The sequence below is a fragment of the Nitrosospira sp. Nsp18 genome (genome assembly GCF_900103145.1).
In the GTDB taxonomy this organism is placed as follows: Bacteria; Pseudomonadota; Gammaproteobacteria; order Burkholderiales; family Nitrosomonadaceae; genus Nitrosospira.
On record NZ_FMWY01000001.1, the window covers coordinates 1 to 25047 of the forward strand.

Annotated in this window: 22 protein-coding genes; 9 read left to right on the forward strand and 13 right to left on the reverse strand. The window is 53.5% G+C overall.

All coding sequences use genetic code 11. From position 1 onward, the window contains the following. Positions 1-261 precede the first annotated feature (261 nt). Both BLS94_RS00005 and BLS94_RS00010 read left to right on the forward strand, forming a co-directional pair. Positions 262-2997, forward strand: a complete 2736-nt coding sequence (locus tag BLS94_RS00005; RefSeq protein WP_090957245.1) for a 3-keto-alpha-glucoside-1,2-lyase-like domain-containing protein — start codon at positions 262-264, stop codon at positions 2995-2997. Positions 2998-3026: 29 nt separating this feature from the next. Beyond that, the gene (locus BLS94_RS00010) at positions 3027-3938 is read left to right on the forward strand and encodes a DUF6209 family protein (RefSeq protein WP_090957246.1); all 912 of its coding nucleotides are present in this window, start codon (positions 3027-3029) and stop codon (positions 3936-3938) included. Between the two features lie 91 nt (positions 3939-4029). On the opposite strand, the gene BLS94_RS00015 is transcribed toward BLS94_RS00010, so the two are convergent. Both BLS94_RS00015 and BLS94_RS00020 read right to left on the reverse strand, forming a co-directional pair. Continuing rightward, entirely contained in the window at positions 4030-4389 is a 360-nt protein-coding gene (locus tag BLS94_RS00015; protein WP_090957247.1) for a cupin domain-containing protein, read from the reverse strand. Positions 4390-4416: 27 nt separating this feature from the next. Beyond that, positions 4417-4728: a hypothetical protein gene (locus tag BLS94_RS00020; RefSeq protein ID WP_090957248.1), complete on the reverse strand. Its 312-nt coding sequence runs from the start codon at positions 4726-4728 to the stop codon at positions 4417-4419. A 452-nt stretch (positions 4729-5180) separates the two neighbouring features. On the opposite strand from BLS94_RS00020, the gene lon reads away from it, so the two are divergent. After that, a complete protein-coding gene (gene lon, locus BLS94_RS00025) occupies positions 5181-7556 on the forward strand; it encodes an endopeptidase La (protein ID WP_090957249.1) in 2376 nt (791 codons plus the stop codon). An 82-nt stretch (positions 7557-7638) separates the two neighbouring features. Here the strand turns inward: lon and BLS94_RS00030 are convergent, their stop codons facing one another. The 3 genes from BLS94_RS00030 to ppa form a co-directional block, all read right to left on the reverse strand. Then, positions 7639-8361: an intradiol ring-cleavage dioxygenase gene (locus BLS94_RS00030; protein WP_256325206.1), complete on the reverse strand. Its 723-nt coding sequence runs from the start codon at positions 8359-8361 to the stop codon at positions 7639-7641. 143 nt (positions 8362-8504) lie between these two features. Beyond that, entirely contained in the window at positions 8505-9137 is a 633-nt protein-coding gene (locus BLS94_RS00035; RefSeq protein WP_090957251.1) for a GNAT family N-acetyltransferase, read from the reverse strand. Between the two features lie 96 nt (positions 9138-9233). Next, on the reverse strand, positions 9234-9782 hold the full coding sequence (gene ppa / locus BLS94_RS00040) for an inorganic diphosphatase (RefSeq protein WP_090957252.1): 549 nt from the start codon (positions 9780-9782) through the stop codon (positions 9234-9236). 144 nt (positions 9783-9926) lie between these two features. Here ppa and BLS94_RS00045 point away from each other — a divergent pair, with 144 nt between their 5' ends. Together BLS94_RS00045 and BLS94_RS00050 are read left to right on the forward strand one after the other, a co-directional pair. Continuing rightward, on the forward strand, positions 9927-10811 hold the full coding sequence (locus tag BLS94_RS00045) for an alpha/beta hydrolase (protein ID WP_256325207.1): 885 nt from the start codon (positions 9927-9929) through the stop codon (positions 10809-10811). Positions 10812-10832: 21 nt separating this feature from the next. Then, positions 10833-11495 carry a glycerophosphodiester phosphodiesterase gene (locus BLS94_RS00050; RefSeq protein WP_090957253.1) on the forward strand — a complete coding sequence of 221 codons (663 nt, stop codon included), beginning with the start codon at positions 10833-10835 and terminating at the stop codon, positions 11493-11495. Positions 11496-11758: 263 nt separating this feature from the next. On the opposite strand, the gene BLS94_RS00055 is transcribed toward BLS94_RS00050, so the two are convergent. The 5 genes from BLS94_RS00055 to BLS94_RS00080 form a co-directional block, all read right to left on the reverse strand. After that, complete coding sequence (locus tag BLS94_RS00055; RefSeq protein ID WP_256325208.1) at positions 11759-13243, reverse strand: M48 family metalloprotease; 1485 nt, start codon at positions 13241-13243, stop codon at positions 11759-11761. A 111-nt stretch (positions 13244-13354) separates the two neighbouring features. Continuing rightward, positions 13355-13579 (reverse strand): 50S ribosomal protein L31, encoded by a 225-nt coding sequence (gene rpmE / locus BLS94_RS00060; protein ID WP_072766304.1) that lies wholly within the window; start codon positions 13577-13579, stop codon positions 13355-13357. 132 nt (positions 13580-13711) lie between these two features. Next, the gene (gene rho / locus BLS94_RS00065; RefSeq protein WP_025041073.1) at positions 13712-14971 is read right to left on the reverse strand and encodes a transcription termination factor Rho; all 1260 of its coding nucleotides are present in this window, start codon (positions 14969-14971) and stop codon (positions 13712-13714) included. 142 nt (positions 14972-15113) lie between these two features. Then, positions 15114-15440 carry a thioredoxin TrxA gene (trxA, locus tag BLS94_RS00070; protein ID WP_072766303.1) on the reverse strand — a complete coding sequence of 109 codons (327 nt, stop codon included), beginning with the start codon at positions 15438-15440 and terminating at the stop codon, positions 15114-15116. 310 nt (positions 15441-15750) lie between these two features. Then, positions 15751-17478 (reverse strand): glutamine--tRNA ligase/YqeY domain fusion protein, encoded by a 1728-nt coding sequence (locus BLS94_RS00080; RefSeq protein ID WP_090957254.1) that lies wholly within the window; start codon positions 17476-17478, stop codon positions 15751-15753. Positions 17479-17607: 129 nt separating this feature from the next. Between BLS94_RS00080 and BLS94_RS00085 the strand changes: the two genes are divergently transcribed. The 4 genes from BLS94_RS00085 (at position 17608) to hemB (ending at position 21320) form a co-directional block, all read left to right on the forward strand. Next, a complete protein-coding gene (locus BLS94_RS00085) occupies positions 17608-18597 on the forward strand; it encodes a biotin--[acetyl-CoA-carboxylase] ligase (RefSeq protein WP_090957255.1) in 990 nt (329 codons plus the stop codon). Next, positions 18582-19343: a type III pantothenate kinase gene (locus BLS94_RS00090; RefSeq protein ID WP_256325209.1), complete on the forward strand. Its 762-nt coding sequence runs from the start codon at positions 18582-18584 to the stop codon at positions 19341-19343. The genes BLS94_RS00085 and BLS94_RS00090 overlap by 16 nt, the downstream gene beginning before the upstream one ends. 206 nt (positions 19344-19549) lie before the next feature. Further along, positions 19550-20230 carry a ribosome biogenesis GTP-binding protein YihA/YsxC gene (gene yihA, locus BLS94_RS00095; RefSeq protein ID WP_371130194.1) on the forward strand — a complete coding sequence of 227 codons (681 nt, stop codon included), beginning with the start codon at positions 19550-19552 and terminating at the stop codon, positions 20228-20230. An 85-nt stretch (positions 20231-20315) separates the two neighbouring features. After that, entirely contained in the window at positions 20316-21320 is a 1005-nt protein-coding gene (gene hemB, locus BLS94_RS00100) for a porphobilinogen synthase (RefSeq protein ID WP_090957257.1), read from the forward strand. Between the two features lie 142 nt (positions 21321-21462). Here the strand turns inward: hemB and BLS94_RS00105 are convergent, their stop codons facing one another. From BLS94_RS00105 to BLS94_RS00115, 3 genes are all read right to left on the reverse strand, one after another. Further along, the gene (locus BLS94_RS00105; RefSeq protein ID WP_090957258.1) at positions 21463-23793 is read right to left on the reverse strand and encodes a penicillin-binding protein 1A; all 2331 of its coding nucleotides are present in this window, start codon (positions 23791-23793) and stop codon (positions 21463-21465) included. Positions 23794-23955: 162 nt separating this feature from the next. Next, on the reverse strand, positions 23956-24348 hold the full coding sequence (locus tag BLS94_RS00110) for a SirB2 family protein (protein WP_090957259.1): 393 nt from the start codon (positions 24346-24348) through the stop codon (positions 23956-23958). 2 nt (positions 24349-24350) lie between these two features. Next, entirely contained in the window at positions 24351-24833 is a 483-nt protein-coding gene (locus tag BLS94_RS00115) for a hypothetical protein (protein WP_090957260.1), read from the reverse strand. Positions 24834-25047: the final 214 nt, after the last annotated feature.

Below are 25047 nucleotides of genomic sequence, written 5' to 3' on the forward strand. Positions count from 1 at the left end.
CACTCTTTACCATATCAAGGTCTCCTTTTCGGTAACCTTCAATATGGCGCAACGTTATTTCTCAGAATACCTTTCGGTTACATTTAATTCGGCGCAATTCGCAAATAATTCATTTTCGGAAATGCGCGAGTTTGTGAACTATAGTGATATGAATGTTTGATCCATGAGCGCAGAGGTCATCAACACTGCGATGGCACTTTCCTGCTCACTGTCAATCAACCGAAGCAATGATCAATAGTTATCTAATCTGGAGGAAACGACATGCCCCAATTGCTGGCCTCTGAATCCACTTCGTTTACATTGGACAACATGGGGAGGTTCCTCTGCAACACCTTGCAGGAAGCAGTCGATAGTGCGGCGCAAACCGTCGGTGGGCGCCAGCGCGGCTTTGATGTAATTATCATTGGCGGCGGCACCTTCGGCGCAGTGATGGCGGAACATCTTTTTATTACCGATGCCACGCGCAGCCGCCGGATTCTCGTACTCGAGGCAGGGCCATTCGTAGTGCCCGAGCACGTGCAAAACATGCCGTTTATGGGAGGTGCGCCGGATTTGCGTGTGCCATGGGTCAATCATCCCGCACTGAACTACCTCGGCCTGATCTTCGCTGTCGGAGGGCGCTCGCTGACATGGGGCGGGTGGTCGCCCGAGATGCTTGATGAGGAAATGGCGGCATGGCCACCAGCGGTAAAAACGGCGTTGCGGCCGCCACCTCCCGCTGAGGGTTATTTCGCACAGTCGAGCCGGCAGATTGGCGTAAAAGAGACTAACGACTTCATCTACGGGCCGCTCCACATTGCGCTGCGCAAACAACTCCACGCCGGGCTCAACACACCAGGCAATGAAACAGGGTTTACCTTCGCTCAGCTCCTTGAGCATCCGGCGGTGCGCTACCCCGACCCCGGAGAACCGCCGCTGACCGCAGCGCTGCTTCGTGACTGGCTGGGTTTGCCCAGCACCGACACCACTCCCGAGGCGGTCCTGCACGAACTTTTCAAACTTGAAGCACCACTTGCGGTACAGTCGACAACGTTGCCTGGATTCTTTCCAACCAATAAATTCAGCGCGATCCCCGGGTTGATCAGCGCAGCAAGGCTGGCGAACAAAGAGGCGGACGGAGTAGGACCGGTGGCGGACGCACGCAAGCGGCTCATGATTGTGCCAAACTGCCACGTACAGGAACTCATCACCGAGACGCAAGCCGATAATTGGGTGCGAGTGACGGGCGCGCGTATCTGGCAGAATGGCGCATCACGGGATATTCTGCTCGCGCCACCGCGAAACGGCAGGCAGGGTGCGGCGGTAATCGCGCTTGGGACGGTTGAAACCACGCGCGTAGCGCTGACTACCTTTCAGCAGTCTCTTGCTGGGCGCGCTGTGCAACGCATGGGTGAAAATCTTATTGCACATCTGCGCACCAACCTCACCATACGGGTACCGCGCGCGGCCATTGCGGCCAACCTGCCTGCTACGTTGATTCCTAGCCTCCAGGCATCGGCGTTGCTCATCAAAGGCAAGGCGCCCAATAACCGGACTTACCACTTCCAGATCACCGCCTCCGGGTTGGGCAAGCTGGGCAGCGATTCCGAAGCCGAGCTTTTCAAGAAAATCCCGGATCTGGAGCTCCTCGAAGCGATGCGCCGCGCGAACGATGCGACCGTCGTCATCACCATCCGTGGCATCGGCGAAATGACAACTCGCAATCCTGACAGCTTCATTGATCTTTCGACGCAGGATAGCGACTTTGGGCGCCCGAAGGCTGTTGTTCATCTCGGCAACGCCAAAGCCAGTCCACAGCAGTTTCCCGGCAGTGCACAGACCAACACTGATCGCGCCACATGGGATGCCATGGATGCGGTAGCCGATAAGATCGCGCTCATCTTTGCGGGCAATGAACCGTTCGAGATACTTCTGGCCAATCCTGACGGCGCCATTCCGGTACCTTCTGGTACCCGGGCGCAGCGGCTGGCCATACTCTCCGCGTTCAAGAACCGCCGCGACGACCTGGGTACAACGCACCACGACGCGGGCACGATGCGCATGGGCGACAACATCGCGGACGCTGTAACCAATGATTTTGGTCGTATCCACGACACCACCAATTGCTACATCGCCAGCCCGGCGCTCTTCCCCTCTCTGGGTTCACCAAACCCGATGCTCACGGGTGTCGCGCTGGGCCGTCGGACGGGAGATTTGCTCAACGGTGGCGTGCTCTTCAGCCCCGACCCGGTCATCAGTCCTCAGGACGAGACTGGTTTTCGCCCTCTCTTCGACGGCACGGCGGCAACATTCAAAAACTGGACGCTTGCCGGACCCGGCGGCGGTGGCATGCTACACCTCAACGGCGAGATGGTCAGCTATGGCGACGGTGCACTACGGCTGTTCTACTACTCCCAGGAAGCTTTTGGCGATTTCACGTTGCGCCTGCAGTTTTGCATCTTCGACGCCACAAACCACAACAGCGGCGTATTCGTCCGCTTCCCGCGCCCGACGCTTGGCCTGACCGCGGCTCTCCAAAATCGCGTCTCGCAGCAACCGTCGCCCGAACCTTCCTTCGATGCGTCAAATCCTGCCTGGAAACCTGTGATTGCTGGTTTTGAGGTCCAGATCGACGACAACGCCCGCGGGGATTCCGGCAAGGACTTTTATGGCATCAAGCCTGAGCCAGATGGGTTATTTAAAAATCGTACCGGCGCGATCTATAAAATTCAGGCTGGCGATAGGGTCTGGCACCTGAATTTCAACGAACCGGCCGTGCAGAACTATACGCCCGGCCCCGCGCTCGTTCCCGCTACCACCTGGTTTGAATATGAGATCGTCGTACAGGGCAACGACTATGTCGTCTTCCTTACCAATATCGAGACCGGGGAACGGAAGCAAACGACGATATTCCACAATACCGATGCAAACCGCGGCCTATCCCCCGGATTCATCGGCATCCAGGCTTATGCGGGCAGCACAGTCGCCTGGCGCCATGTCCGCATCAAGACCGCTTAGCCCATACCAGCAGAAAGCAGGGGGAAATTATGAAATCAAAAGCAACGATTCAGTTCCTCGGGGATTGGCGCGAGTTTCAGCATGGCATGATCGAGCGCAGTGGACGGCTCAAGGTCGAGTATGACATGCACAGACTACCGCATTGTTTCACGACATGGCATGGCGCCGGGCTCGGCGATATCACTGCATATATCCGGTTTCATCCTCGAGGGGAGGTCGTTAGCGGCAGTGTGATTGCCCCGGTCCGAAACCAGGAAAGCCCACCTGGCATGATTATCGGACATGTGCCTGCGCCATTTGAAACCGCGGTGCCGGATGACGCTGCACAGGCGGAGATCTGGTTCCACAATTTTTATCAGACCAGCACGCGTTGCGACGCTTGGGACAGTCGGTTTGGCTCCAATTACTGGTTCGAGATCGACGGTGCGCCGGCGCGAGCCCCGATGCAGCCGGTCGCTTATCGCAGCGGCGCGATAACAAGTCCGGAGACGGTTAATGTGCTGGAGCACAGTGCTGTCAAGGTCAACGTCTTTCCACCACTGCCGGAAGGCGGCCCCCGCCAAGGAACAGACTTGCAGACGATTCTGAAGGTGACCGCATGGGTCAGAGAAACCACTCTCGGCGCCAACGCATGGATTGACGTTCATACCTTTGACGATGGCGACAAGCTGATACATTCCGAAACGTTGACGCTGCCTTATAGCGGCTTTGGTCCGGTATTCAGTTACGAGTTCTCGGGCAAGGTCTATCAAGGTTCAACCGCCACCCCGGGATCCGTACAGCCACGACCCGACGCACGAAAAATCCAGTATCGCCTGTATTACGACATAAATTACCAGGTCTTCACTGACGGCATCCTGCATCAACTTCATCTTCCCGAGGATGCTGACACTTCGGCGCACTCAGCCCATTCAGCCCACTCCCACAAGACACCACATTGATGAACAGGCTGGCAGCGATGACAAAGCATTTAACGAAGACATGACTAATACATGACCATGCTTGAACAGGCTGGTGAATCAGGGATTTTCCTCAACCCCTTCCACCATCGTTTTCGCCACCTTTAGGCCCCCAGAATACAACCCACGTTCCAAAATCACTGGAAAAATTCTCGAACCGGTGCTCAACGTTGGCGGCTACAAACAGGCAATCGCCCGCCTTGAACGAATGACGATAGTCGCCGATAACAAGCTCACCTGTTCCTTTATGGATGAAGTAAACCTCATCCTGTTCATGCGGTGTCTGGGGATCAAGGTCCCTGGGCGCATAATACTCGACCGACATGCTGCCGTGAGCAAGCGCAACGGCGAATCGTTCACCCATGGGCCATTCTGCGGTGACAGGACCTGGAATGCGGGAAAATACTTCCTCAAACGTTGCTTTAACCTTCAATTGCCCTCCTCGCTAGTAGGACCGCGCTTAGTCATCCCTGACAGGCTCATCTGCGGAACTGCTCGGTATTTCCTGGAATCTACCGGTAAGAGACGCCAGGAATTGGCTATGGGTCGTCAGCACCTTATAAAGCGGGAACGCGAGAGCGCCAAAGATTATGCCCAGAAGCAAACCCGCAAACGGCGCTAAAAGGAGAACAAGAAGCGCTTTCCCCATACCGCTACTTTGAAAAGTGAAAAATGCGTTTAAGGGAGAAAATAACGTATTGGCACAACAGAATGCCAGTGAATTGAACTTTACGAAGGAAATGAAGTTAAGTTGTACGAGATATCTGCTCATTTATTTCTCTGGCAATGGGTTGAACCTTGCCGAAGCTCGGCCGCTACCGCTTCATTGTATGAAATAATCCGGGCCTGCGTGAGATTTATTCAGCGCTTTAATCAGATACTGCCCACAGTCCTGCAGATATCTGAAGCGCTTCCTGCCCCCGGCTCCAATGCAGGACATAACGAATGCGCGAATGAGAATGCCCGCATTTCAGGCGTCGCCGCGCACATTATGGCTGTCCCTCCGAAAGCGTAAAAATATTTGTGTTAGTCAGAAAAAATTCAATCAAGTTGACGCTCGACCAGCGAATGCTAGACTGGAACATGGAGCGATAATTTATCGTCTTTCATCCTGCTCGGCTACCGGTCTTTTATACCATGCACCATGCACGACAGTAGAGGCTGAGCAGATCCATATGACTTATACACTTTAGCAAAGAATCGCTTATTGCCGAGGGAATCGTTATGGAACAGCCTGCCGTCACCAAATTCGAGTTACCCAAGGACGTGATCGCGCTAGTGCCTATGCGCAACCTTGTGGTGTTTCCCCATGTATTGACGGCGATCACCGTTGGCCGAGCAAAGTCAATCGCGGCAGTGGAGCATGCTCTACACTCCAACTGGCCGCTGGGCATCGTTCTGCAAAAGGACGCGGCCGTCGATGAGCCGGCGCTCGACGCATTGTTCAACATGGGCACGATAATAAGCATCGTCCGGCATCTCACTTCGGCCGATGGACTGCGTCACGCCGTGTGCCAGGGTCTGGAGCGGTTTTGCATTGAAGAACTGGTCGAGGGCTATCCGTTTCTTGCCGCTCGAATACGGCGCATTGCCGAGCCGGCCGAGGTATCCACCGAGGCCGAAGCGCTGGCAATGCAGTTGCGTGAACGCACCGTAGAAATTCTCTCGCTGTTGCCTGGGGTGCCTGCGGAGCTTGCGCACGCGCTACAAGCTACACGGGCGCCGTCGCATCTGGCGGATATTGCCGCGAGCCTGCTCGATGCTGAAGTCGGTGAGAAGCAGATGCTGCTCGAAACCTTGAGTACGGAAGAACGGCTGAAAAAAGTGCTTCAGATCTTGTCGCGCCGCATCGAGGTGCTCAGGCTCTCGCAGGAGATTGGTGAGCGGACGAAAGAACAGCTGGTGGACCGCGAGCGCAAATTCTTGCTGCGTGAGCAATTAAAGACGATCCAGAAGGAACTGGGTGAAACTGAAGGAAGCGACCAGGAGATCACGGAACTGGATGAGGCTATCGCCAAGGCCGGCATGCCGGATGAAATCGAGGCCCAGGCGCGCAAGGAGCTGCAACGACTGCAACGCATGCCTTCGGCCTCAAGCGAATATTCAATGCTTCACATTTATCTTGAGTGGATGACTGAGTTGCCGTGGCGGCTTCCGGCTGACATGCCGATCGACCTGAATGCAGCGCGCGAGATCCTGGAAGCCGATCACTTCGGGCTTGAGCGCGTCAAGCAGCGCGTTGTCGAGTTTCTGGCAGTACAAAAACTGAAACCTCAGGGGCGCGCGCCGATTCTTTGTTTTGTCGGCCCGCCGGGGGTGGGCAAGACCTCGCTCGGCCAGAGCATCGCGCGGGCACTGCAGCGGCCGTTTGTTCGCGTATCTTTGGGTGGCGTGCATGACGAGGCGGAAATGCGCGGTCATCGCCGCACTTACATTGGCGCCATGCCGGGAAATATCGTGCAGAGTCTGCGCAAGGCCAAAGCTCGCAATTGCGTGATGATGCTTGACGAGGTAGACAAGATGTCCGCCAGTCTTCACGGAGACCCATCGGCCGCACTGCTGGAGGTGCTGGACCCGGAACAAAATTCGACTTTCCGGGATAATTATCTCGGCGTGCCTTTTGACTTGAGCCGTGTCGTCTTTATTGCGACGGCGAATGTAATTGACAACGTGCCGCCCCCGGTACGCGATCGCATGGAAATAATCGACATCCCAGGCTATACCCATGAGGAAAAACTTCAAATCGCGCTGCGTTACCTGGTGGCTCGCCAATGCGAGGGCAACGGCCTGATCGAAGGGCAGTGTGAAATAACAGTCGAGGCGTTGAATAGCATCATAGCGAATTACACCCGTGAGGCCGGGGTACGCCAATTCGAACGCGAAATCGGGCGTGTGATGCGTCATGCGGCCATGCGGGTTGCCGATGGGGCGCAGCTCAGGGTGCGCGTCGATGTTGCAGATCTGGATGGTATTCTGGGCCCTGCCAAATATGAGCATGAGATCGGCTTGCGCGCCAGCCTGCCGGGCGTGGCTACTGGCCTTGCCTGGACGCCGGCCGGCGGTGACATTCTTTTTATCGAAGCTACGCGGGTCAGTGGGCGCGGCCAACTGATTCTGACAGGGCAACTTGGCGGCGTCATGAAGGAGAGCGCTCAGGCGGCGCTCACCTTGGTGAAGGCGCTTGCGGGCGATTTGCATATTCCGGCGGCAATGTTCGACGGTGTCGATGTTCATGTGCACGTGCCGGCGGGAGCCATCCCGAAAGACGGCCCCAGCGCCGGGGTAGCCATGTTTATAGCGCTCGCCTCGCTTTTTACCGATCGGCCGATAAATCACGACGTGGCAATGACCGGTGAGATCAGTTTGCGCGGGATGGTATTGCCCGTAGGGGGAATCAAGGAGAAGGTGCTTGCGGCGCAGCGCGCGGGTCTGCGCGCGGTACTACTGCCGGCGCGCAATGAAAAAGATCTGCGGGATGTGCCCGAAGCGACGCGTGCCACACTGGAATTCGTTTTCCTGGAAACGGTGGATGATGCTATACAGGCGTCGCTGGGTCAACGGGGCACCGGTCGCCCCGCTTCCGAATTCAAGCTGATATAAGAAGTTTTTGAACCAGCCGCCTTCGGGCACCGAGCCCATGTATGTGATTCAATGACGCCCGAACTTGTTGTGCGGCATTCGCCTAGCCCGTTTCGAGCCCGACATCAAATGTTGTCGCGTACCCTTCTCCGGTTTCCAGAAGCGTAAGCATTAGCTGGTCTCCTCCTTCGCGGAATATGCTGTCGCCCTCATTTCTCGTTCTGGGCAGGTAGCCCCCTTTTCTTGCATACGCCCGCTGCCGTGCATACACCAGGTCCGTAATCGAGTCGTTGAAATAGAGCTGCGACGTAAACTCGCGGGCCCGCGCATATTCCGGGTCGGTACGTATTTTGAAATGAATATGAACAGTTCTGCCGGGATACCAGCCGGGGTAAATAGTGAGAAATCGCACGCTGCCGCTTGTGTCCGTCACTTGATAGCCGCGCAGGAATTTCTTGCCTACGGTGTTGAAGCTGCTATCCGTCACATCAGAATAGATCCCTTGGGCATCACAATGCCAAATATCCACAGAAGCGCCCGCAAGGGGCTTGCAGTCGATTCCATTGCCGGCCTTCGTACCTGTCCCTGCGGCAAAAACACGAATCTCAAGCGCGAGGGGCAGTCCCTCTTTTATCGATCCATCCGAAGGATCGGATCGAATATCCGAACGATGCAAATGCTCATCGACGAAGTAGGGACCTTCGGTCTGCTGAGGAGTGAGAACACATGAGAGGGTCCTGCGCACCGACTCGTTGGCGGACGAATATCCGCTGAACTTGTTTATGCCGGCTGCGCCGATCAAGGTGAGCATTTTCCGTCGATTCATGAACGATTCCTCGCAACTGTCGAAATTCATGCTTTTTCCATAAATTGATAGACAGTGGCATCAGCGGTGTTGTCGGTCGATATACGCTTTGATAGCGCCTCTGTCTCCGAGTTCATGAAATCGATTTAAATTCGGCATGGAGGTTATGAGGCTGGCGTATTTTGCGCCGCAGCGGCTTCATTGCCGTGTTTGTGGAACGAAAGCCTGCTCGTTAAATTGTTTTTTACCGAGGGCCATTCATGCTGAAGTATGGAATAGATAACCGTATCACGAACCGAACCGTCACGCATTATCTGGTGGTTGCGTAAAATCCCGTCCTGCTTGGCGCCTAGCCGCTCAATCGCCGTTCTTGAGGCCTGGTTAAAAAAATGCGTCCTGAACTCTACCGCGATGGCTTTTTTTTGCTCGAAGACATGTTCCAGCAACAAGAGCTTGCTTTCGGTATTTACCCCTGTTTTACAGGCGGATTTTGCATACCAGGTATAGCCGAGCATCGGCCGTCTGCTCTTTTCGTCCACGTTATAGAAGCGCGTGGTTCCCACTATCCTGTTCGCATTATTGAGCCGAACTGCAAACGCGATATTTCCGTTCCTGGCGTTTTCAACAGCTTTAGCTACATAGTCGCCGATTTTGGCAGGGGAGGGCACATTGGCAAACCAGAGCTTCCATAACTCTCCATCCATTACCGCTGCCTTTAACGGATCGATGTGATTGAAATCGAGCGGTTCAAGGGTTACAAGCGTCCCCTTGAGTTGTATATATTCAAGCCAGCTCATTTTCACATGCGTTCACATTGCCTTTCACTTACCCTGGGTTAACCTGTGCCGTATCAGTTTCCATACTTCACGCCTGAGGCCTGCTCAGCGGCTTTCTTAAAACATCGGCTTCTTTTTGGCTGCGTTATAGCGCTTTACACCGTTCACAATTTCCGCTTTTGCTTCTTTGACACCAACCCAGCCATTTACCTTGACCCACTTGTTGGGTTCCAAATCTTTGTAATGAGCGAAAAAATGCGCAATTTGTGAAAGCACCAGATCTGGTAAATCATCATGGGATTTTTTCTTGCGGTAGAGGCTGCACAGCTTGTCAACAGGCACAGCTAATACTTTGGCATCTTCACCGGCTTCATCGGTCATTTCCAACATTCCCAGAGCCCTGCATCGCACCACCACGCCGGAAATGAGCGGAACCGGCGAGATTACGAGCACATCCACCGGATCTCCATCTTCCGATAGCGTGTGAGGAATATAACCATAGTTGCAAGGGTAGTGCATCGACGTTGACATGAAGCGGTCCACGAACAATGCACCGGTTTCCTTGTCAACTTCATACTTGATAGGATCGGCGTTCATGGGTATTTCTATAATGACGTTGAAATCGTTGGGCACGTCGCGGCCAGAACCAACCCGGTCAAGATTCATTTGCGTTCCTGTTACTGATGGCTGAAAAGCCGCTATTATAACTATGAGCAGGCGGATTAACCCAGAAACCTCTGAATAAGCTTCCGTGTAGCGAATGACCGGCAACTGAGCAGATAAGCCCGGGAAATATTCACAGGTTTCCCAATGCCATTCCTATCGGGCACCAATATGCTATTCAATTTAAGCCTCGTGGCTATGGTTGGGTATGCCGTTTTCGCAGCGGCAATCTTTTTTGTGCAACCGCGTCTTATCTATTATCCGGAATTTGGGCGAAGCATTACCGGAACACCAGATGATCTGGGACTTGCCTACGAGGCCGTGGAGATCACTACTGCGGACGGCGAAATCCTGCACGGCTGGTTTGTGCCGGCTCCCGCCACCCCAACCGCAACCCCAGCCGCAACCGTTTTGTTTCTGCATGGCAACGCCGGAAGCATTTCACACCGCCTGGACTATCTGCCGATGTTTTACCGGCTCGGTTACAATACATTTATTTTCGATTATCGCGGTTTTGGCGAAAGTAGTGGAACGCCATCCGAGCCTGGCACCTATCTTGACGCTCAGGCCGCCTGGCAATACCTTATCGAAAAAAGAACTTTGCCGCCTGATAATGTCGTTTTATTCGGTGAATCCCTCGGTGGCGCTATAGCAGCGTGGCTTGCGGCAAACGAAAAGCCAGCTTTGCTGGTGCTGGCTTCCGCGTTCACTTCGGTACCCGACATGGCGGCAGAAATGTACCCGTTTTTGCCCGTACGGCTGCTGTCCCGTTTCGAGTACAACACGATTGACTACTTGCGAAATGTTACCTGCCCCGTATTTGTCGCTCATAGTCCACAGGACGAAATTGTGCCGTTTGCGCATGGCCAGGCGTTATACCAGGCAGCGCCCGATCCAAAACAATTTCTGGAGTTACAGGGCGGCCACAATAATGGTTTCATTTACATGCGGGACGAATGGGTGAACGTGTTGAATGAATTTATCGACAGATACGTGCCTGCACCTGAAGCGTCGGGAGGTTCGACAAACTAATATGGTTCCTGATCGCAGATCATGCTGGTAATCGCTCATCGCGGGTATCACGATGCGGTTCCCGAAAACACTATGACTGCTTTCGAGGCGGCGGTGGCGGTGGGCGCGAACGGCATTGAAACCGACGTGCGCATCAGCCTCGATGGTTTGCCGGTGCTGATTCATGACCGTATTATTGCCTCCGGACAAGCGGTGGCGGAGTTGATACGGAGCGACATCGAGCAAATCGCGGGGCACCAGGTGCCCACTCTGGATGAAGCGCTGGAACATTTTCCCGGCATCTTGTGGAATGTCGAGATCAAGGCAATAAAGGCGCTATCCTCCGTAATTGGCGTTATCAAAAAGCACCAGGCCGGTCACCGTATTATCGTCACGTCTTTTCGCCATGACCTGGTGGCGATCTGTGCATCGTCGCTCAAGGTCAATTGCGGCCTTTTGCTGGCGCATCGGCCGCGAACGCTGAGTTCGTTGCTGGCAGACTTGAACTATAACGGCAATCCCAGGATCAATCATATCGTATGGGATTATGATGTGCTGGACGGCGACCTGTTGAAACAGGCGTCGTTGGATGGTTTCCGCAATTTCGTTTATGGTCCCGTCACCAAAGCCGAGCACGACGATTGCCGGGAACTGGGCGTGGATGGGGTGATTACCGATTATCCGCTTCTGGTGCAAAATGCCTAGCACAGTCTTGCGGGCTTAAAGGAAATCGGCCGCAAAAGCGCACAGCGTCCATGAGCGGTTCATATTTCGCCGATTTTTCGACCAATAGAATAACTATTGACCTTCAAAATCCGCAAAATCTGCCCTCACCCATTGATTTTTCGCTGCGACTCTTCAAGCCCGACAGGACGCTGGCGCGGCTGACGAAACAGGACTTTGAGAATTACGCGCGATAAAATCATCATGTTGACTTCAGGTAATGCATGGTAACGTTAGCGTATGATTTATTTGACGATTTTTATGATCTGGCCAGCGGCGGGCTCTCCCTCGGGATACTGGCCGTTGAGCAAGCGTAAGTAGCTTTCGGCGTTAATCCCTAGGGGAGACTCTTTGGCCAGTCCGGCATAACTCAAGCCATTGGTGGCTTTGATGGTTAGGATCTCAAGTGCCTTGGCAGATTTTTTTTCCGCATCGGTAAGCGCACGAAAACTTTCAATGGTGCTGGAGATGGCATCCCGGTAGCGGGCGAAGGCGGCGGGGGAGTCACCTCGCCCCGCAACGAGATATGCCTTGTCTTCGTGATAAATCACGGCCGCCTTGAAGGGTCGCTCACCCTGCGCAATGGACGTTACGACAGCCACTGGCAGCCCATTATGGGTCATCGATAGAATTTCCGCAGGGGATTCAGGGCGAAAGCGCTCTTGGGCAAGATCGGCTGGCGCCCCGCGTTGATCACCAAGAGGTCCTAACACCACCATGGCCTCCCCATCGGGACTCACCGCGACAACTTCATCCGGCTTATTTCGGATACGCCAGCCGGATGGGAAAGATAGCCTGAAACCCATTTGCTTATGTTGAAACGTATTTCCTCGCACAACTCCCTGGCTGACGGCATCGCCGAAAATCATGCCTTCGGTCTGGTGCAGGAATTCCGCGCGGCGATCATCGATTTTTCCCGGCTGGACATATCGATTCGCTTCACCAACCACCTCCTGCAATCGCGTGTCGTTGTCGGGGTGAGTGGCAAAAATACCATGATAACGGCGCGGCTCGCGTCCTTCCTGCTTCGCAGCTTCGATATCGAACAGCTCCTGATTTTTCAGCACGGAAATGACTTTGATCATTGCTTGCGGATCGTAACCGCTTCGCGCAAGATACTCCGCACCCAGACGGTCCGCCTCCAGCTCGTGGCTGCGGCCGTAGCCTGAAAGAAGAGCGCTGCCAGTAATCCCGAGAAGGCTTTGAACGCCTTGTGCCAACTGTCCACCCAGCTGCGGCACGAATATGCCCGCTACCAGGCCGCCAACGGCGGCGGCAACATTGGCTGCAGTGGCAGCGCTATATTGCTGCACGCTATGGCGTGCCGTAACATGACCAATCTCATGCCCTAGCACGGCGGCAAGTTCCGCTTCGGAATTAAGATAAGCCAGGATGCCTCGTGTGAGGTAGATATGACCGCCAGGCAAGGCAAAGGCGTTTACCTCAGGGCTGTCTACGACCGTGAAATGATAGTCGAGCTGAGGGCGGTGGCTTTTCCTGGCAAGCTTCTGCCCAATCTCGTTGACATAATTTTGCAAAGCCGGCAGACCGCCATAAGTATTGTATGCCTTGCTTATCTCGATAGCGGCTTGCCGCCCCTCGCGCATCTCATCGGCTTCCGACATGAGCGTGAAATTCCGATTACCTGTAACCGGATTTACCGCGCACCCTGTCAACTGAATCAGGCAGCTGAGCGCGAGGGCCAATTGAAGCGCGGTCAGGATTCTCATCGTATTATTTTAATCGACTGCTGAAAATAAAAAAGCAGGCAGAAAAAAGAGCAGCTTGAAGCTGCTCTTTTTTCTGCCTGCTCTACCTCAGCAAGTCTCCGACGATCGATTTTATGCCGCTGGCTGTTTTTCGACCTTTTTTCCATATTTCTGGCGGAATTTTTCTACTCGCCCGGCGGTGTCAACGATTTTTTGCTTGCCGGTATAGAAGGGGTGGCAGACCGAGCATACTTCAATATGCAACGGCTTGCCCATGGTGGAACGGGTCTGGAATATGCTACCGCAACTGCAGGTAACGGTAATTTCCTGATAGTTTGGGTGGATGTTTGCTTTCATGGCGAATGTCCTTGAGCTGTGCCCGATCGGCAGGGGATAGCTGCGGAGCAGGAAAAACTCTTATTATCTTATAGTCCGGGGAGAGGTTGCAACAATGTATTCGATTAAGGCGGGGTTTTTGTTCCGGAAACACTATACCCGGCGCATGGAATCGAAGAAATCCGCGTTATTTTTCGTGGCCTTGATCTTGTCGAGCAAGAATTCCATTGCTTCCATGTCGTCCATCGGGTAGAGCAATTTGCGCAGCACCCAGATTTTCTGTAATACATCCGGTTTGATGAGCAATTCTTCCTTGCGGGTGCCGGAGCGGTTCACGTTGATGGCGGGGTAGGTGCGTTTTTCCGCCATGCGCCGATCAAGGTGGATCTCCATGTTGCCGGTACCCTTGAATTCCTCATAAATCACATCGTCCATGCGCGAGCCCGTATCCACCAGGGCGGTGGCGATGATGGTAAGGGAGCCCCCTTCTTCGATGTTGCGTGCGGCCCCAAAGAAACGCTTGGGGCGTTGCAGTGCATTGGCATCGACGCCACCGGTCAATACCTTGCCGGAAGCAGGAACCACGGTATTGTAAGCACGGGCCAGTCGCGTGATGGAGTCCAGCAGTATCACGACATCTTTCTTGTGCTCGACCAACCGCTTTGCTTTTTCGATCACCATGTCGGCCACTTGCACGTGACGTACCGCAGGCTCGTCGAAAGTGGAGGAGACTACCTCACCCCTGACGGAGCGGATCATCTCGGTTACTTCCTCGGGACGCTCGTCTATCAACAATACCATCAGAATGACGTCGGGGTGATTGGCCGCTATCGCATGGGCGATATGCTGAAGCATGACCGTTTTCCCCGACTTGGGGCTCGCTACCAGCAGGCCGCGCTGGCCTTTGCCGATGGGGGCAATGAGATCGATGATGCGGCTGGTAACGTTTTCCTCGGCTTTGATGTCACGTTCGAGCAGTAATCGCTCGGTGGGAAATAGCGGGGTGAGATTTTCAAACAGAATCTTGTGCTTGGAATTTTCTGGCGGTTCGCTGTTGACCTTATCCACCTTAACCAGGGCAAAGTAGCGTTCGCCATCCTTGGGAGTGCGAATTTCGCCTTCTATGGAATCCCCGGTGTGCAGGTTGAAGCGCCTTATCTGGCTGGGGGAGACATAAATATCATCGGGTCCAGCCAGATATGAGGTATCTGGAGATCGCAGGAAGCCAAAGCCGTCCTGAAGCACTTCCAGGGTGCCTTCGCCGTAAATGCTTTCCCCCTTGCGTGCCTGGTTTTTTAGTAAGGCGAAAATCAAGTCCTGTTTTCGCAGCCGGTTGGCGCCGTCAATTTCATTGGCGATGGCCATTTCTACCAGTTCGGTGACGTGGAAGTTCTTAAGGTCGGATAAGTGCATTGAGTGGAACTCGTGGGTGAAGAACAGGGACGTAAAGCGTCAGGACGCGTTGGAAAAAACTGATGGGGCAGAGCGAGAATTAGAAGCGGTAGATCGAATAGGATTCCGCTTGGGGAGGCGGTTCTTTACAAGATTAGCGATTTTAGATATGGCTGTCAATAAAAGCGGTAAGCTGGGATTTTGATAGCGCGCCAACCTTGGTCGCCTCGATATTGCCGTTTTTAAAAAGCATAAGCGTGGGAATACCGCGGATGCCATATTTTGGCGGGGTGGCCTGATTTTCGTCAATATTCAGTTTTGCCACTTTCAGACGATCTCCATATTCCTGGGCTACCTCATCCAGGATCGGCGCGATCATCTTGCATGGTCCGCACCACTCCGCCCAGTAGTCAACCAGAACCGGCACGGCGGATTGCAGTACTTCGGCTTCAAATGTCCCATCGGAAATATAAAGGATATGCTGGCTCATGTGACTTTCTCATTCAAGTTAAATAGATGCGGCTAATGACTACGGCGGGCAGGATCAAACGACATCGATGCGATAATGCTGAAAATGAAGAAGCTGCAGTTCAGTCAGGGGTCTGTGGCAATATCAGAAATTATATATTGCTTCTTTTCCGGATGCTTTGCTTTTGTATTTTTTATATGCTATCGAAAAAATGCACGAAAGGGAAGCAGCTTTTTCAAGAAAGACGGGTTTACGCTGAATCCGCATCATACCACAGCAGAAACCGCACAAGTTCGGTATGAGCGCCTGCCGTGTTTTCAACCGCCGTGTTTCAGGCCGTAGCTGGCTTGCTCCATGAATCCCGCAGTGTTACCGCTCGATTGAACACCGGTTTTCCCGGTTTCGTACTCTCACGGTCGGCGATGAAGTAACCGTGGCGTTCGAATTGAAAGCGGTCTTCCGGTTGAGCCTGATCGAGTGCCGGTTCTACATAGGCAGTGATAATTTTCTTTGAATTGGAATTCAGAAAAGTTTTGTAATTCTGTCCTCCCGCATCAGGATGAGCATGGGAAAACAGACGGTCATAAATTCGTACTTCGGCCTGCCGCGCATGGTTTGCCGAAAGCCAGTGTATGTTGCCCTTGACTTTGCGCTTGTCCGCGCCTGCTGTGCCGCTCCTGGTGTCGGGATCATAGGTGCAGTGAATTTCCATAATTTCTCCGGCGGCGTCTTTCACGACATTCACGCATTTTACGATATAAGCATAACGCAGCCGCACTTCCGCACCGGGAAAGAGGCGGAAGTAGCCCTTCGACGGTGTTTCCATGAAGTCGCTGCGCTCGATATAGATGATTTTTGACAAAGGCACAACGCGGTTTCCCCACTCCGGCTTCTGCGGATGGTTGGGCGCCATGCAATCCTCCTCGCTATTTTCCGGATAATTATCGATAACGACCTTTAGCGGTTCCAGGACAGCGAGTCGCCGGTGAGCACGTTCATTCAGGTCTTCGCGAAGGCAGTCTTCCAGCATACCCAGCTCTATCCATGAATCGGCCTTGCTGACGCCGATGCGCTCGGCAAAAAGTCGAATGGATTCTGGCGTGTAGCCCCGGCGTCGTACCCCCGCCAGCGTATTCATGCGCGGGTCATCCCAACCATCGACGACGCCCCCCTCAACCAGTTCGATCAGCTTGCGCTTGCTCATAACAGTATAGGTGAGATTCAACCGCGCAAATTCGATTTGCTGCGGGTGGCAGGGGACGATATCCGCCAATTGATCCAATACCCAATCATAGAGCGGACGGTGATCTTCGAATTCCAGCGTGCAAAGCGAGTGAGTAATTTTTTCCAGCGCATCTGAAAGGCAATGCGTGTAATCGTACATCGGGTAAATACACCATTTATCGCCGGTGCGATGATGATGAACATGACGGATACGATATATGACAGGATCGCGCAGGTTGATGTTGGGAGATGTCATGTCGATTTTGGCGCGCAAAACATGCGTCCCGTCTGCAAACTCTCCCGCTTTCATCCGTCGAAACAAGTCAAGGTTTTCTTCAATGACGCGTTCGCGATAAGGGCTATTCTCCCCCGCCTCGGTCAGCGTTCCGCGTAATGCGCGTATTTCCTCGGCAGTGAGGCTGTCTACATACGCTTTGCCCCGCTTGATAAGGTGTTCGGCAAACTCGTAAAGCTTATCGAAATAGTCGGAAGCGTAATGGAGGTGCCTGTCCCAGCTGAAGCCCAGCCATTTAACCGAATCAAGTATCGAATCGACATATTCCTGCTCCTCTTTTTCGGGATTGGTGTCGTCAAAACGCAAATGACATATGCCGTTATAATCATGGGCAAGGCCAAAGTTGAGGCAAATGCTTTTGGCATGGCCAATGTGCAGGTAGCCATTCGGTTCGGGCGGAAAACGGGTTTCTACGCGTCCGCTCCATTTGCCTGTCCTGTTATCTTCTTCGATGATATTACGGATGAAGTTGGAAACGGGCAGCGCGGCGGGACCGGTTGCAGGGTTATCTTTCAAATTAGCCTCTCTCGTGTCATTCATTATGCTTGGCGCCGATTCACCTATTATAGAGAGATTAGCGCATTACGCTAAATCGGATAAAAAACCTTCACGCCGATCAATGCGCAAGCTGTAGCGCAGGCTGGAAAGATTTGCACTACACTGGTTAATATGAAGCCGCTCACTTTTTCCATTCTGCGCCTGTTGAGCGATAATGAATTCCATTCGGGCGCTACCATTGCACAAACCCTGGGTGTTTCGCGGGCCAGCGTGTCCAACGCGCTACGAGATGTGGATGAAGCCGGTCTGACGGTACACAGGGTTCACGGCCGTGGCTACCGCCTGCTCGATCCGGTGCAATGGATGGAACGGGAGGTGATTCTGAAGCATCTCGGCAGCGAGGCGAACAATTTCGACCTTGAAGTGATGGATAGCATCGACTCAACCAACACTTTTTTGCTCCATGAGGCTTCGAGGGGGATAAATCGCGGCAGAGCGGGTATTCATGTGGTTGCGGCAGAATTGCAAACCAGCGGACGTGGACGGCGCGGACGGCAATGGCATTCGGGCTTGGGCGGTAGCCTTGCTTTTTCGATGTCCTGGCAATTTCAGCAGGGTGCCAGCTTCCTGTCCGGCCTAAGTCTCGCGATTGGAGTGGCGATCATACGCACGCTCGAGTCAGCAGGAATCAAGGACGCGGTACTCAAGTGGCCCAACGACGTCATGTACAACCTGTGCAAGCTTGCAGGCATACTCATCGAATTGCACGGCGATATGCTTGGTCCCTCCGCTGCCGTCATTGGCGTGGGCGTAAACCTGAAGCTGTCGGATAATATACAGGCGCGTATAGACCAGGGTGTGACGGACGTGTATTCGATTACCGGTAAAATGCCTGACCGCAATAAATTATTGGCTGCGCTATTGATCGATCTCACCGCTGCGTTGAGAGAGTTTGAGCGCCGAGGTTTTGCGCCATTCAAGGAAGAATGGATGAGCCACCATTTTTGTGAAAATAAGGCGGTCAGTCTTCGCTTTCCCGACGGCTCAAGTCAGGAGGGCACTGTACATGGCGTGGCGGATGACGGATCGTTGCTGCTGCAAACTTCAGCGGGTATTCGTAGCTACAGCGGTGGCGAGATTACGCTATGCCGAATAGCCTGAAACCACTTTTGCTGGCAGTTGATTCCGGCAACACTCATATCAAGTGGGGGCTGTACGATGGAGGCAACCCGCTGAAACAAGGAGTCGCGGCGCAAGGAAAAAAGGTATTGCTAGAGCGAGAATGGGAGGTTCTGGAGGAACCTTCGCGTATCATGGTGTCCAATGTTGCCGACGCACAGGCCAGGAGTGATCTGTCCGAGCTATTTGTTAGATGGAAAATTCAGCCGGAATGGATCCATGCGGTTGCTTACCAGTGCGGTGTGCGCAACTACTATGCGGATCCTGCCCAACTCGGCAGTGATCGCTGGGCGGCGCTGATTGGTGCATGGGAATCGGAACGGCAAGGATGCCTGGTAGTGGATGCCGGGACCGCAATGACTGTTGACGCCCTTACTGATACGGGTGAATTTCTTGGCGGCATTATTACTCCGGGTATTGATCTGATGCAGCAAATACTGATGAGGAATATCGTATCCCTGACATCCGGGGAGGGGAAATTTTGCGATTACCCCGACAGCACTGCAGACGCCATATGCAGCGGCACGATGCATGCAATGGCTGGCGCCATCGAACGGATGGCCGTGACGCTTGCAGGCACGCTGGGTCGCGTGCCTGACTGTATTTTAAGCGGGGGCTCGGCACAGCGGTTGCTGCCGCAACTTAACGTCAATGCCAAAGTGATGGATAATCTGGTATTGCAAGGTCTGCTGGCGATCGCCCAGGAGAACCCGAAAGCACCGCTGTAAACTCAGCTCTCATCCGCAGCAAGTTGGAAGCCTCTGAATAGGTCTCCTCCCTTCGTGCGATTTTTCGGTCCGTTCGTATCCTTGGAGACTTATTTGGAAGCCATTTGGAAATTTTGTTTTTAGCTGTCTGCGTTTACTCTTTTGGTTGAAATATGTCCGTTTTTCAGCATGCAACGTTTTATACCACTGTTAATCAGCTGAGCTGTTTGCCGGCGCCTGACGGGGTGGAGATAGCCTTTGCCGGGCGGTCGAATGCGGGAAAGTCCAGCGCAATCAACGCGCTGGCTACTCGTGGCCGCCTTGCTTTCGTCAGCAAAACGCCCGGACGCACTCAGCATTTGAATTTTTTTCAGCTGGGAGGCGGCCGTTTTCTGGTAGACCTTCCAGGATATGGTTATGCCAAAGTACCCATTGATGTGCGACGACATTGGGAGCACCTGCTCAGCACCTACCTCCAGACGCGGGAATCGCTCTGTGGAATGGTGCTTATCATGGATGTGCGGCACCCGTTGACGCCACTTGATCGCCAGATGCTGGCCTGGTTCGCGTCAACAGGAAAACCGGTGCATGTACTGCTCACCAAATCGGATAAGCTGACCAGGCAGCATGCGGAGAAAATACTCAAAGAGGTGCTGGCTTATTTACGTGAAGCTTATCCGCAATGCAGCGTACAGCTGTTTTCCAGTAAAACCAGGGAAGGGGTGAAAGACGCTACGGCCTTGCTTGGCACATGGTTTGGATTGGAAGCCGATTTGATCCAGGAACCAAAAGCCGTTCCAAAGCCAAAAATAAAAAACCCCCGGTTAAAGGGGAATAAAACCGGGGGCAAACATACCTTAATAGGGATTAAGGTACCCGCTCAGGGAGGAAAAGCGGGAGACAATTAAGCAACGTCTGTAAGTAAGATACAGAATTCGAGTACAAGTTCCCGTTTTTTCATTTTTTATCAATTTTCTTTTTTTTAGGTAGATCATGCCAGTTTTAAACCAGTTTCCACAGAAGAGGATGCGGCGCATGCGCCGCGATGAATTCTCGCGTCGCCTGGTGCGAGAGAATCGTCTGCATCCGGACGACCTGATTTATCCCGTATTTGTACTGGATGGAAAGAATCGGGAGGAAACTGTATCCTCAATGCCAGGTGTTGTGCGGCAAAGCCTGGATGTACTGATGCATCGAGCGGAAACATGTCTGCGGCTCGGTATCCCGGCTATCGCTATATTTCCGGTTATCGAGCCTGGCCTCAAGAATCTCACCGCCTCGGAAGCCTTCAATCCCGCAGGTCTTGTGCCACGGGTAGTGAGCGAGCTGAAGAAGCAATTTCCGCAGCTTGGCGTTATTACCGATGTCGCGCTCGATCCCTATACCAGCCATGGCCAGGATGGGTTGATCGATGCCCATGGCTATGTAATGAACGATGAAACTGTTACCGTGCTGGCACAACAGGCGCTGATGCACGCCCAGGCCGGCGCGGACGTGGTGGCGCCCTCCGACATGATGGATGGGCGCATTGCAGCAATCCGCGAGGCGCTTGAAGGTCAGAAGTGCACTCATACCCGTATTCTTGCTTATTCCGCGAAATATGCGTCCGGTTTTTACGGCCCTTTTCGCGATGCGGTGGGCTCAGCCGCCAATCTGGGCGCGGGTAATAAGAGTACATATCAGATGGACCCGGCCAATTCAGACGAGGCGTTGTGGGAAGTAGGTCTGGATCTGGAAGAAGGCGCGGATATGGTGATGATAAAGCCCGGGTTGCCTTATCTGGATATCGTACGTCGCGTAAAGGACCGGTTTGGCGTTCCCACTTTTGTCTACCAAGTAAGCGGTGAATATGCCATGCTCAAGGCTGCTGCGCAAAACGGCTGGCTGGACGAAAGAACCTGCGTCCTTGAATCATTATTGGCTTTCAAGCGTGCTGGCGCTGACGGCATCCTCACCTATTACGCCCTTGATGCGGCGGAGTGGTTGAGGAGCGCCTGAAGTATCGAGGAGTGATAGTAGGTCGGGCTCTGCCCGACATCGTTTCTTTGATTGTCTTTCTTTGGTTGTCGGGCGGAGCCCGACCTACCTATTTCTTGGGTTGGCGTGAGGTATGGGCCTCATCATTTCACGATGACAAAAATCACGGTGACAAAAACTCCTTTATCACGTCTTCCACCGATTTTATAGCTTCATCCACCTTATTGTCTGCTTCGGGCGGTAGTTGCTCCTCCAGGAAATATTCGGTCATGGCGCCGTGGGCTTCCCTCAAACCGGTTTCAGGGTTGATTTTTGCTGTGGTGATGCCGGCAGGAGGCGTATAAGCCGCTGTCGGGACGCCTTTCAATGCCTTGCTCATATAGCTCATCCACATCGGCAGGGCAGCCCGGCCCCCGGTTTCGTTGTTTCCCAATGATTTCGGGTTATCAAAGCCGATCCAGGCAATAGCGACCAGGTCGGCCTGGTAGCCACAAAACCATGCATCGACATAATTGCTGGTAGTGCCGGTTTTTCCAGCCAGATCGGCACGGCCTAGCTGTTTTGCTCTAGTCGCGGTTCCCCGCTGCACCACATCCCGCATCATGCTGGTCATAAGAAAGGCGTTGCGCGGATCTATGATTTGCTTGGCGCTTTCCCCCGCCAGTACAGGTTTTGGCTGCTCCAGTATATTGCCTTTCTCATCCTCGATGCGCTGGATGAAATAGGGTGTTACGAGAAAGCCTCCATTGGCGAACGCGGCGTAACCCACCGCCATCTGTATCGGAGTCACCGAACCGGCGCCCAATGCCATCGGCAGGTAGGCGGGGTGCAGCTTGGGGTCGAAGCCGAAGCGGGCAACATAATCCTGCGCGTATTGAACGTCAATTGCCTGAAGAATGCGAATGGAAACCAGATTTTTGGATTTGGCAAGCGCTTCACGCATGCGTACCGGCCCCTCATAAGTGTCCTCGAAATTTCGTGGGTCCCACTGATCGCTTCCTGTTTCCTCGGCGGTAAAGGAGAGTGGCGCGTCATTGATGACCGTGGCTGGCGTAAAGCCTTTTTCCAGAGATGCGGAATAAATGAACGGTTTGAAACTGGAGCCCGGTTGGCGCCACGCCTGTATAACGTGGTTAAACTGACTTCGGTTGAAGTCGAACCCGCCTACGATGGCTCGAATTGCCCCATCATGCGAGTTTATTGCAACCAGCGAGGCCTCGACCTGAGGAAGTTGCACGATATGCCACACGCCTTTTTCGTTCTTCCGTATCCGGATTAGCGAGCCCGGACGAATATATTGCTGGCCAGAGCCCGCCTTGCTGTTGCTGGAAAGGGATTTCTGGGCGAACTTGAGACCATCACCGGTCATCTCGATGATTTCGCCGCCCCTTCGGTACGCCTTGACCGATTTCGTGCTGGCGGCCAGCACTACGGCAGCCTGGATATCGTCACTGTCGGCCACTTCTTGTAACGCATCTTCCAGAATCTCTTCGCGATCCAGGTCGGCTTGCGCCAAATTGATAAATGCTTCAGGGCCGCGATAACCATGTCGGCTGTCATAATCCATCACGGCTTGCCGCACCGCCTTGTAGGCTGCGTCCTGATCCAGCCGTCGTATCGTGGTATAGACTTTGAAACCTTTAGTATAGGTGTCTTCATGATGGCGCTCATATACCGCCTGACGTGCCATTTCTGCCACAAAGCCTGCGTGCATTGCAAATTCCTGCGATTCGCGCTTGACCTGCAACGGTTGTTTTTCCGCTTCTTTGAACGCGGGACTGGAAATATAGCCGAGTTCGTGCATGCGCCGGAGGACATAAAGTTGCCGCATCTTCGCGCGCTTGGGATTGACTACCGGGTTAAAGCGTGAAGGCGCCTTGGGCAATCCCGCGAGCATTGCGGCTTCTGCGAGGTTGATCTTGTCCAGGTTCTTGCCGAAATAGACCTGCGACGCGGCAGCAAAGCCATAAGCGCGCTGCCCGAGATATATCTGATTGAAGTAAAGTTCAAGAATCTCGTCTTTGCTCAGGCTGTGCTCAATTTTAAACGCCAGCAAAGCCTCGCTGAATTTCCGAGTGAGTGTTTTTTCCTTGGTCAGGAAAAAATTACGCGCGACTTGCATGGTAATGGTGCTGGCCCCTTGCCGGGCACCGCCGGAAGTGAAATTCGAATAGGCCGCCCGCAATATGCCGGGATAATCCACTCCGCCATGCTGATAAAAGCGGTCGTCCTCAGCGGCCAGAATCGCCTGTTTCAGGCGCTCCGGGACCGAACTGATTTTAACCACCTCGCGGCGCTCTTCGCCAAATTCCCCGATCAGGAGACCTTCAGCGCTGTAAACCCGTAAAGGGATTTTCGGACGGTAATCGGTCAGCGCTTCAAGCGAGGGCAATGTGGGAATGGTAACCAGCGCGGCAAAGCCGGCTAGCAAGACTCCAATAAGACCTAGCGCTAAAAATGCGGCGAGCAGGTAAACCCACCAACGTGCTAGCATGTAAGAAGAATTTTGAAAAAGAGAGTTAAGACGAACATATGCAATTATAAGGTATTACGTGAAGCAATGCGGTAGAAGCGAACGCTGGGAACGCTAGGGCACATTTTGAAGTATTTTTCAGGGAAGTGAGGCGGGAGGTCGTCAAATTGCAGACTTGTCCGTTTACGAGGACGCAAAGGAAACTACTGCCGGATTTTTAGTCAGGGCGACCAGTACGATATAAAGAAAAGTCAACTGAGCCGCGATCCACGCATACATTCTCGCTTTACGGGTTTTGCCGAATTTCAGCGCCATCATCCCCAGGCCGATATAAGCAAGCAGACCGATGACTTTAGCGCTGAGCCATGAATCATGTATCGGATCCTGGTGAATACTGATGGCCAGCATGATGGCACTCGTCAGCAGTACGGTATCCACCACGTGCGGTGTAACTTTTACCCAGCGCCGCTGCAAAGCGGATGATTCACGCATTTTCCATATGCTGCGCAACGAAAACAACAGGTAGCTGATTATCACGCTGGTGACATGAATCATTTTCAATGCTGCGTAACTCATGCTCACTCTCCGCTCAACATCCAGCCGTGGCTCCCCGCCACCGCTCCCGCAATAGTAATAAGGCTTAAACAAAGCAATATCCAATGCATGCGCCGCATCCGGTGAAAAGTCTTTTCGGCGTCGTGTTGCGCCGTTTTCGGGGTCCGTTTCCGCAATACCAGCGGTTCCACCACAAACAACATCAAGGTAAAGATTAGCCAGACCAGGACCATGGCATGCATCCACCAGAAGCCCAGTTCGGCAAAACGGCTCCATGCGTTCAGAAAATGCACCATGTAGAATCCGCTCAAACCCACGAGCACCGTGACGAAGCGAGCCTGAGGTGCAAAGCGGCCTTCGATACGCGCAAAAAACTCCGTTCGTTCGGATGCCGATCTCATCTGTGCCATGGCTGGAATCAGCACGGTAGTGACCATCGCCACGCCACCAATCCATAGCACAACGCCCAACACATGGACCGCTCTGGCAAAAGCGAACTCATCCATAGAAATAATCCCCCGATCTTTCCTGCTCGAAACGCTTATGCAAAAATGTTCTCGATACCCATGCCAGCACCAATATGACCAGGATTCACCCCTGTTGTCTGCCTGGGTTGCTACTCCTGACCCACAGGTTGTTAATGCTTGTGATTGAGTTTGGCAGCCTGGACGCTAAAATGTTCAAGTATTTCACACATAAACATGAAGCGGAGGCGCCGCC

Coding starts and splice junctions, on each gene's coding strand:
- BLS94_RS00005 (WP_090957245.1), top strand. CDS start 262: ATGCCCCAATTGCTGGCCTCTGAATCCACTTCGTTTACATTGGACAAC.
- BLS94_RS00010 (WP_090957246.1), top strand. CDS start 3,027: ATGAAATCAAAAGCAACGATTCAGTTCCTCGGGGATTGGCGCGAGTTT.
- BLS94_RS00020 (WP_090957248.1), bottom strand. CDS start 4,728: ATGAGCAGATATCTCGTACAACTTAACTTCATTTCCTTCGTAAAGTTC.
- lon (WP_090957249.1), top strand. CDS start 5,181: ATGGAACAGCCTGCCGTCACCAAATTCGAGTTACCCAAGGACGTGATC.
- BLS94_RS00030 (WP_256325206.1), bottom strand. CDS start 8,361: ATGAATCGACGGAAAATGCTCACCTTGATCGGCGCAGCCGGCATAAAC.
- BLS94_RS00035 (WP_090957251.1), bottom strand. CDS start 9,137: ATGAGCTGGCTTGAATATATACAACTCAAGGGGACGCTTGTAACCCTT.
- ppa (WP_090957252.1), bottom strand. CDS start 9,782: ATGAATCTTGACCGGGTTGGTTCTGGCCGCGACGTGCCCAACGATTTC.
- BLS94_RS00045 (WP_256325207.1), top strand. CDS start 9,927: ATGCCATTCCTATCGGGCACCAATATGCTATTCAATTTAAGCCTCGTG.
- BLS94_RS00050 (WP_090957253.1), top strand. CDS start 10,833: ATGCTGGTAATCGCTCATCGCGGGTATCACGATGCGGTTCCCGAAAAC.
- BLS94_RS00055 (WP_256325208.1), bottom strand. CDS start 13,243: ATGAGAATCCTGACCGCGCTTCAATTGGCCCTCGCGCTCAGCTGCCTG.
- rpmE (WP_072766304.1), bottom strand. CDS start 13,579: ATGAAAGCAAACATCCACCCAAACTATCAGGAAATTACCGTTACCTGC.
- rho (WP_025041073.1), bottom strand. CDS start 14,971: ATGCACTTATCCGACCTTAAGAACTTCCACGTCACCGAACTGGTAGAA.
- trxA (WP_072766303.1), bottom strand. CDS start 15,440: ATGAGCCAGCATATCCTTTATATTTCCGATGGGACATTTGAAGCCGAA.
- BLS94_RS00080 (WP_090957254.1), bottom strand. CDS start 17,478: ATGAATGACACGAGAGAGGCTAATTTGAAAGATAACCCTGCAACCGGT.
- BLS94_RS00085 (WP_090957255.1), top strand. CDS start 17,608: ATGAAGCCGCTCACTTTTTCCATTCTGCGCCTGTTGAGCGATAATGAA.
- BLS94_RS00090 (WP_256325209.1), top strand. CDS start 18,582: ATGCCGAATAGCCTGAAACCACTTTTGCTGGCAGTTGATTCCGGCAAC.
- hemB (WP_090957257.1), top strand. CDS start 20,316: ATGCCAGTTTTAAACCAGTTTCCACAGAAGAGGATGCGGCGCATGCGC.
- BLS94_RS00105 (WP_090957258.1), bottom strand. CDS start 23,793: ATGCTAGCACGTTGGTGGGTTTACCTGCTCGCCGCATTTTTAGCGCTA.
- BLS94_RS00110 (WP_090957259.1), bottom strand. CDS start 24,348: ATGAGTTACGCAGCATTGAAAATGATTCATGTCACCAGCGTGATAATC.
- BLS94_RS00115 (WP_090957260.1), bottom strand. CDS start 24,833: ATGGATGAGTTCGCTTTTGCCAGAGCGGTCCATGTGTTGGGCGTTGTG.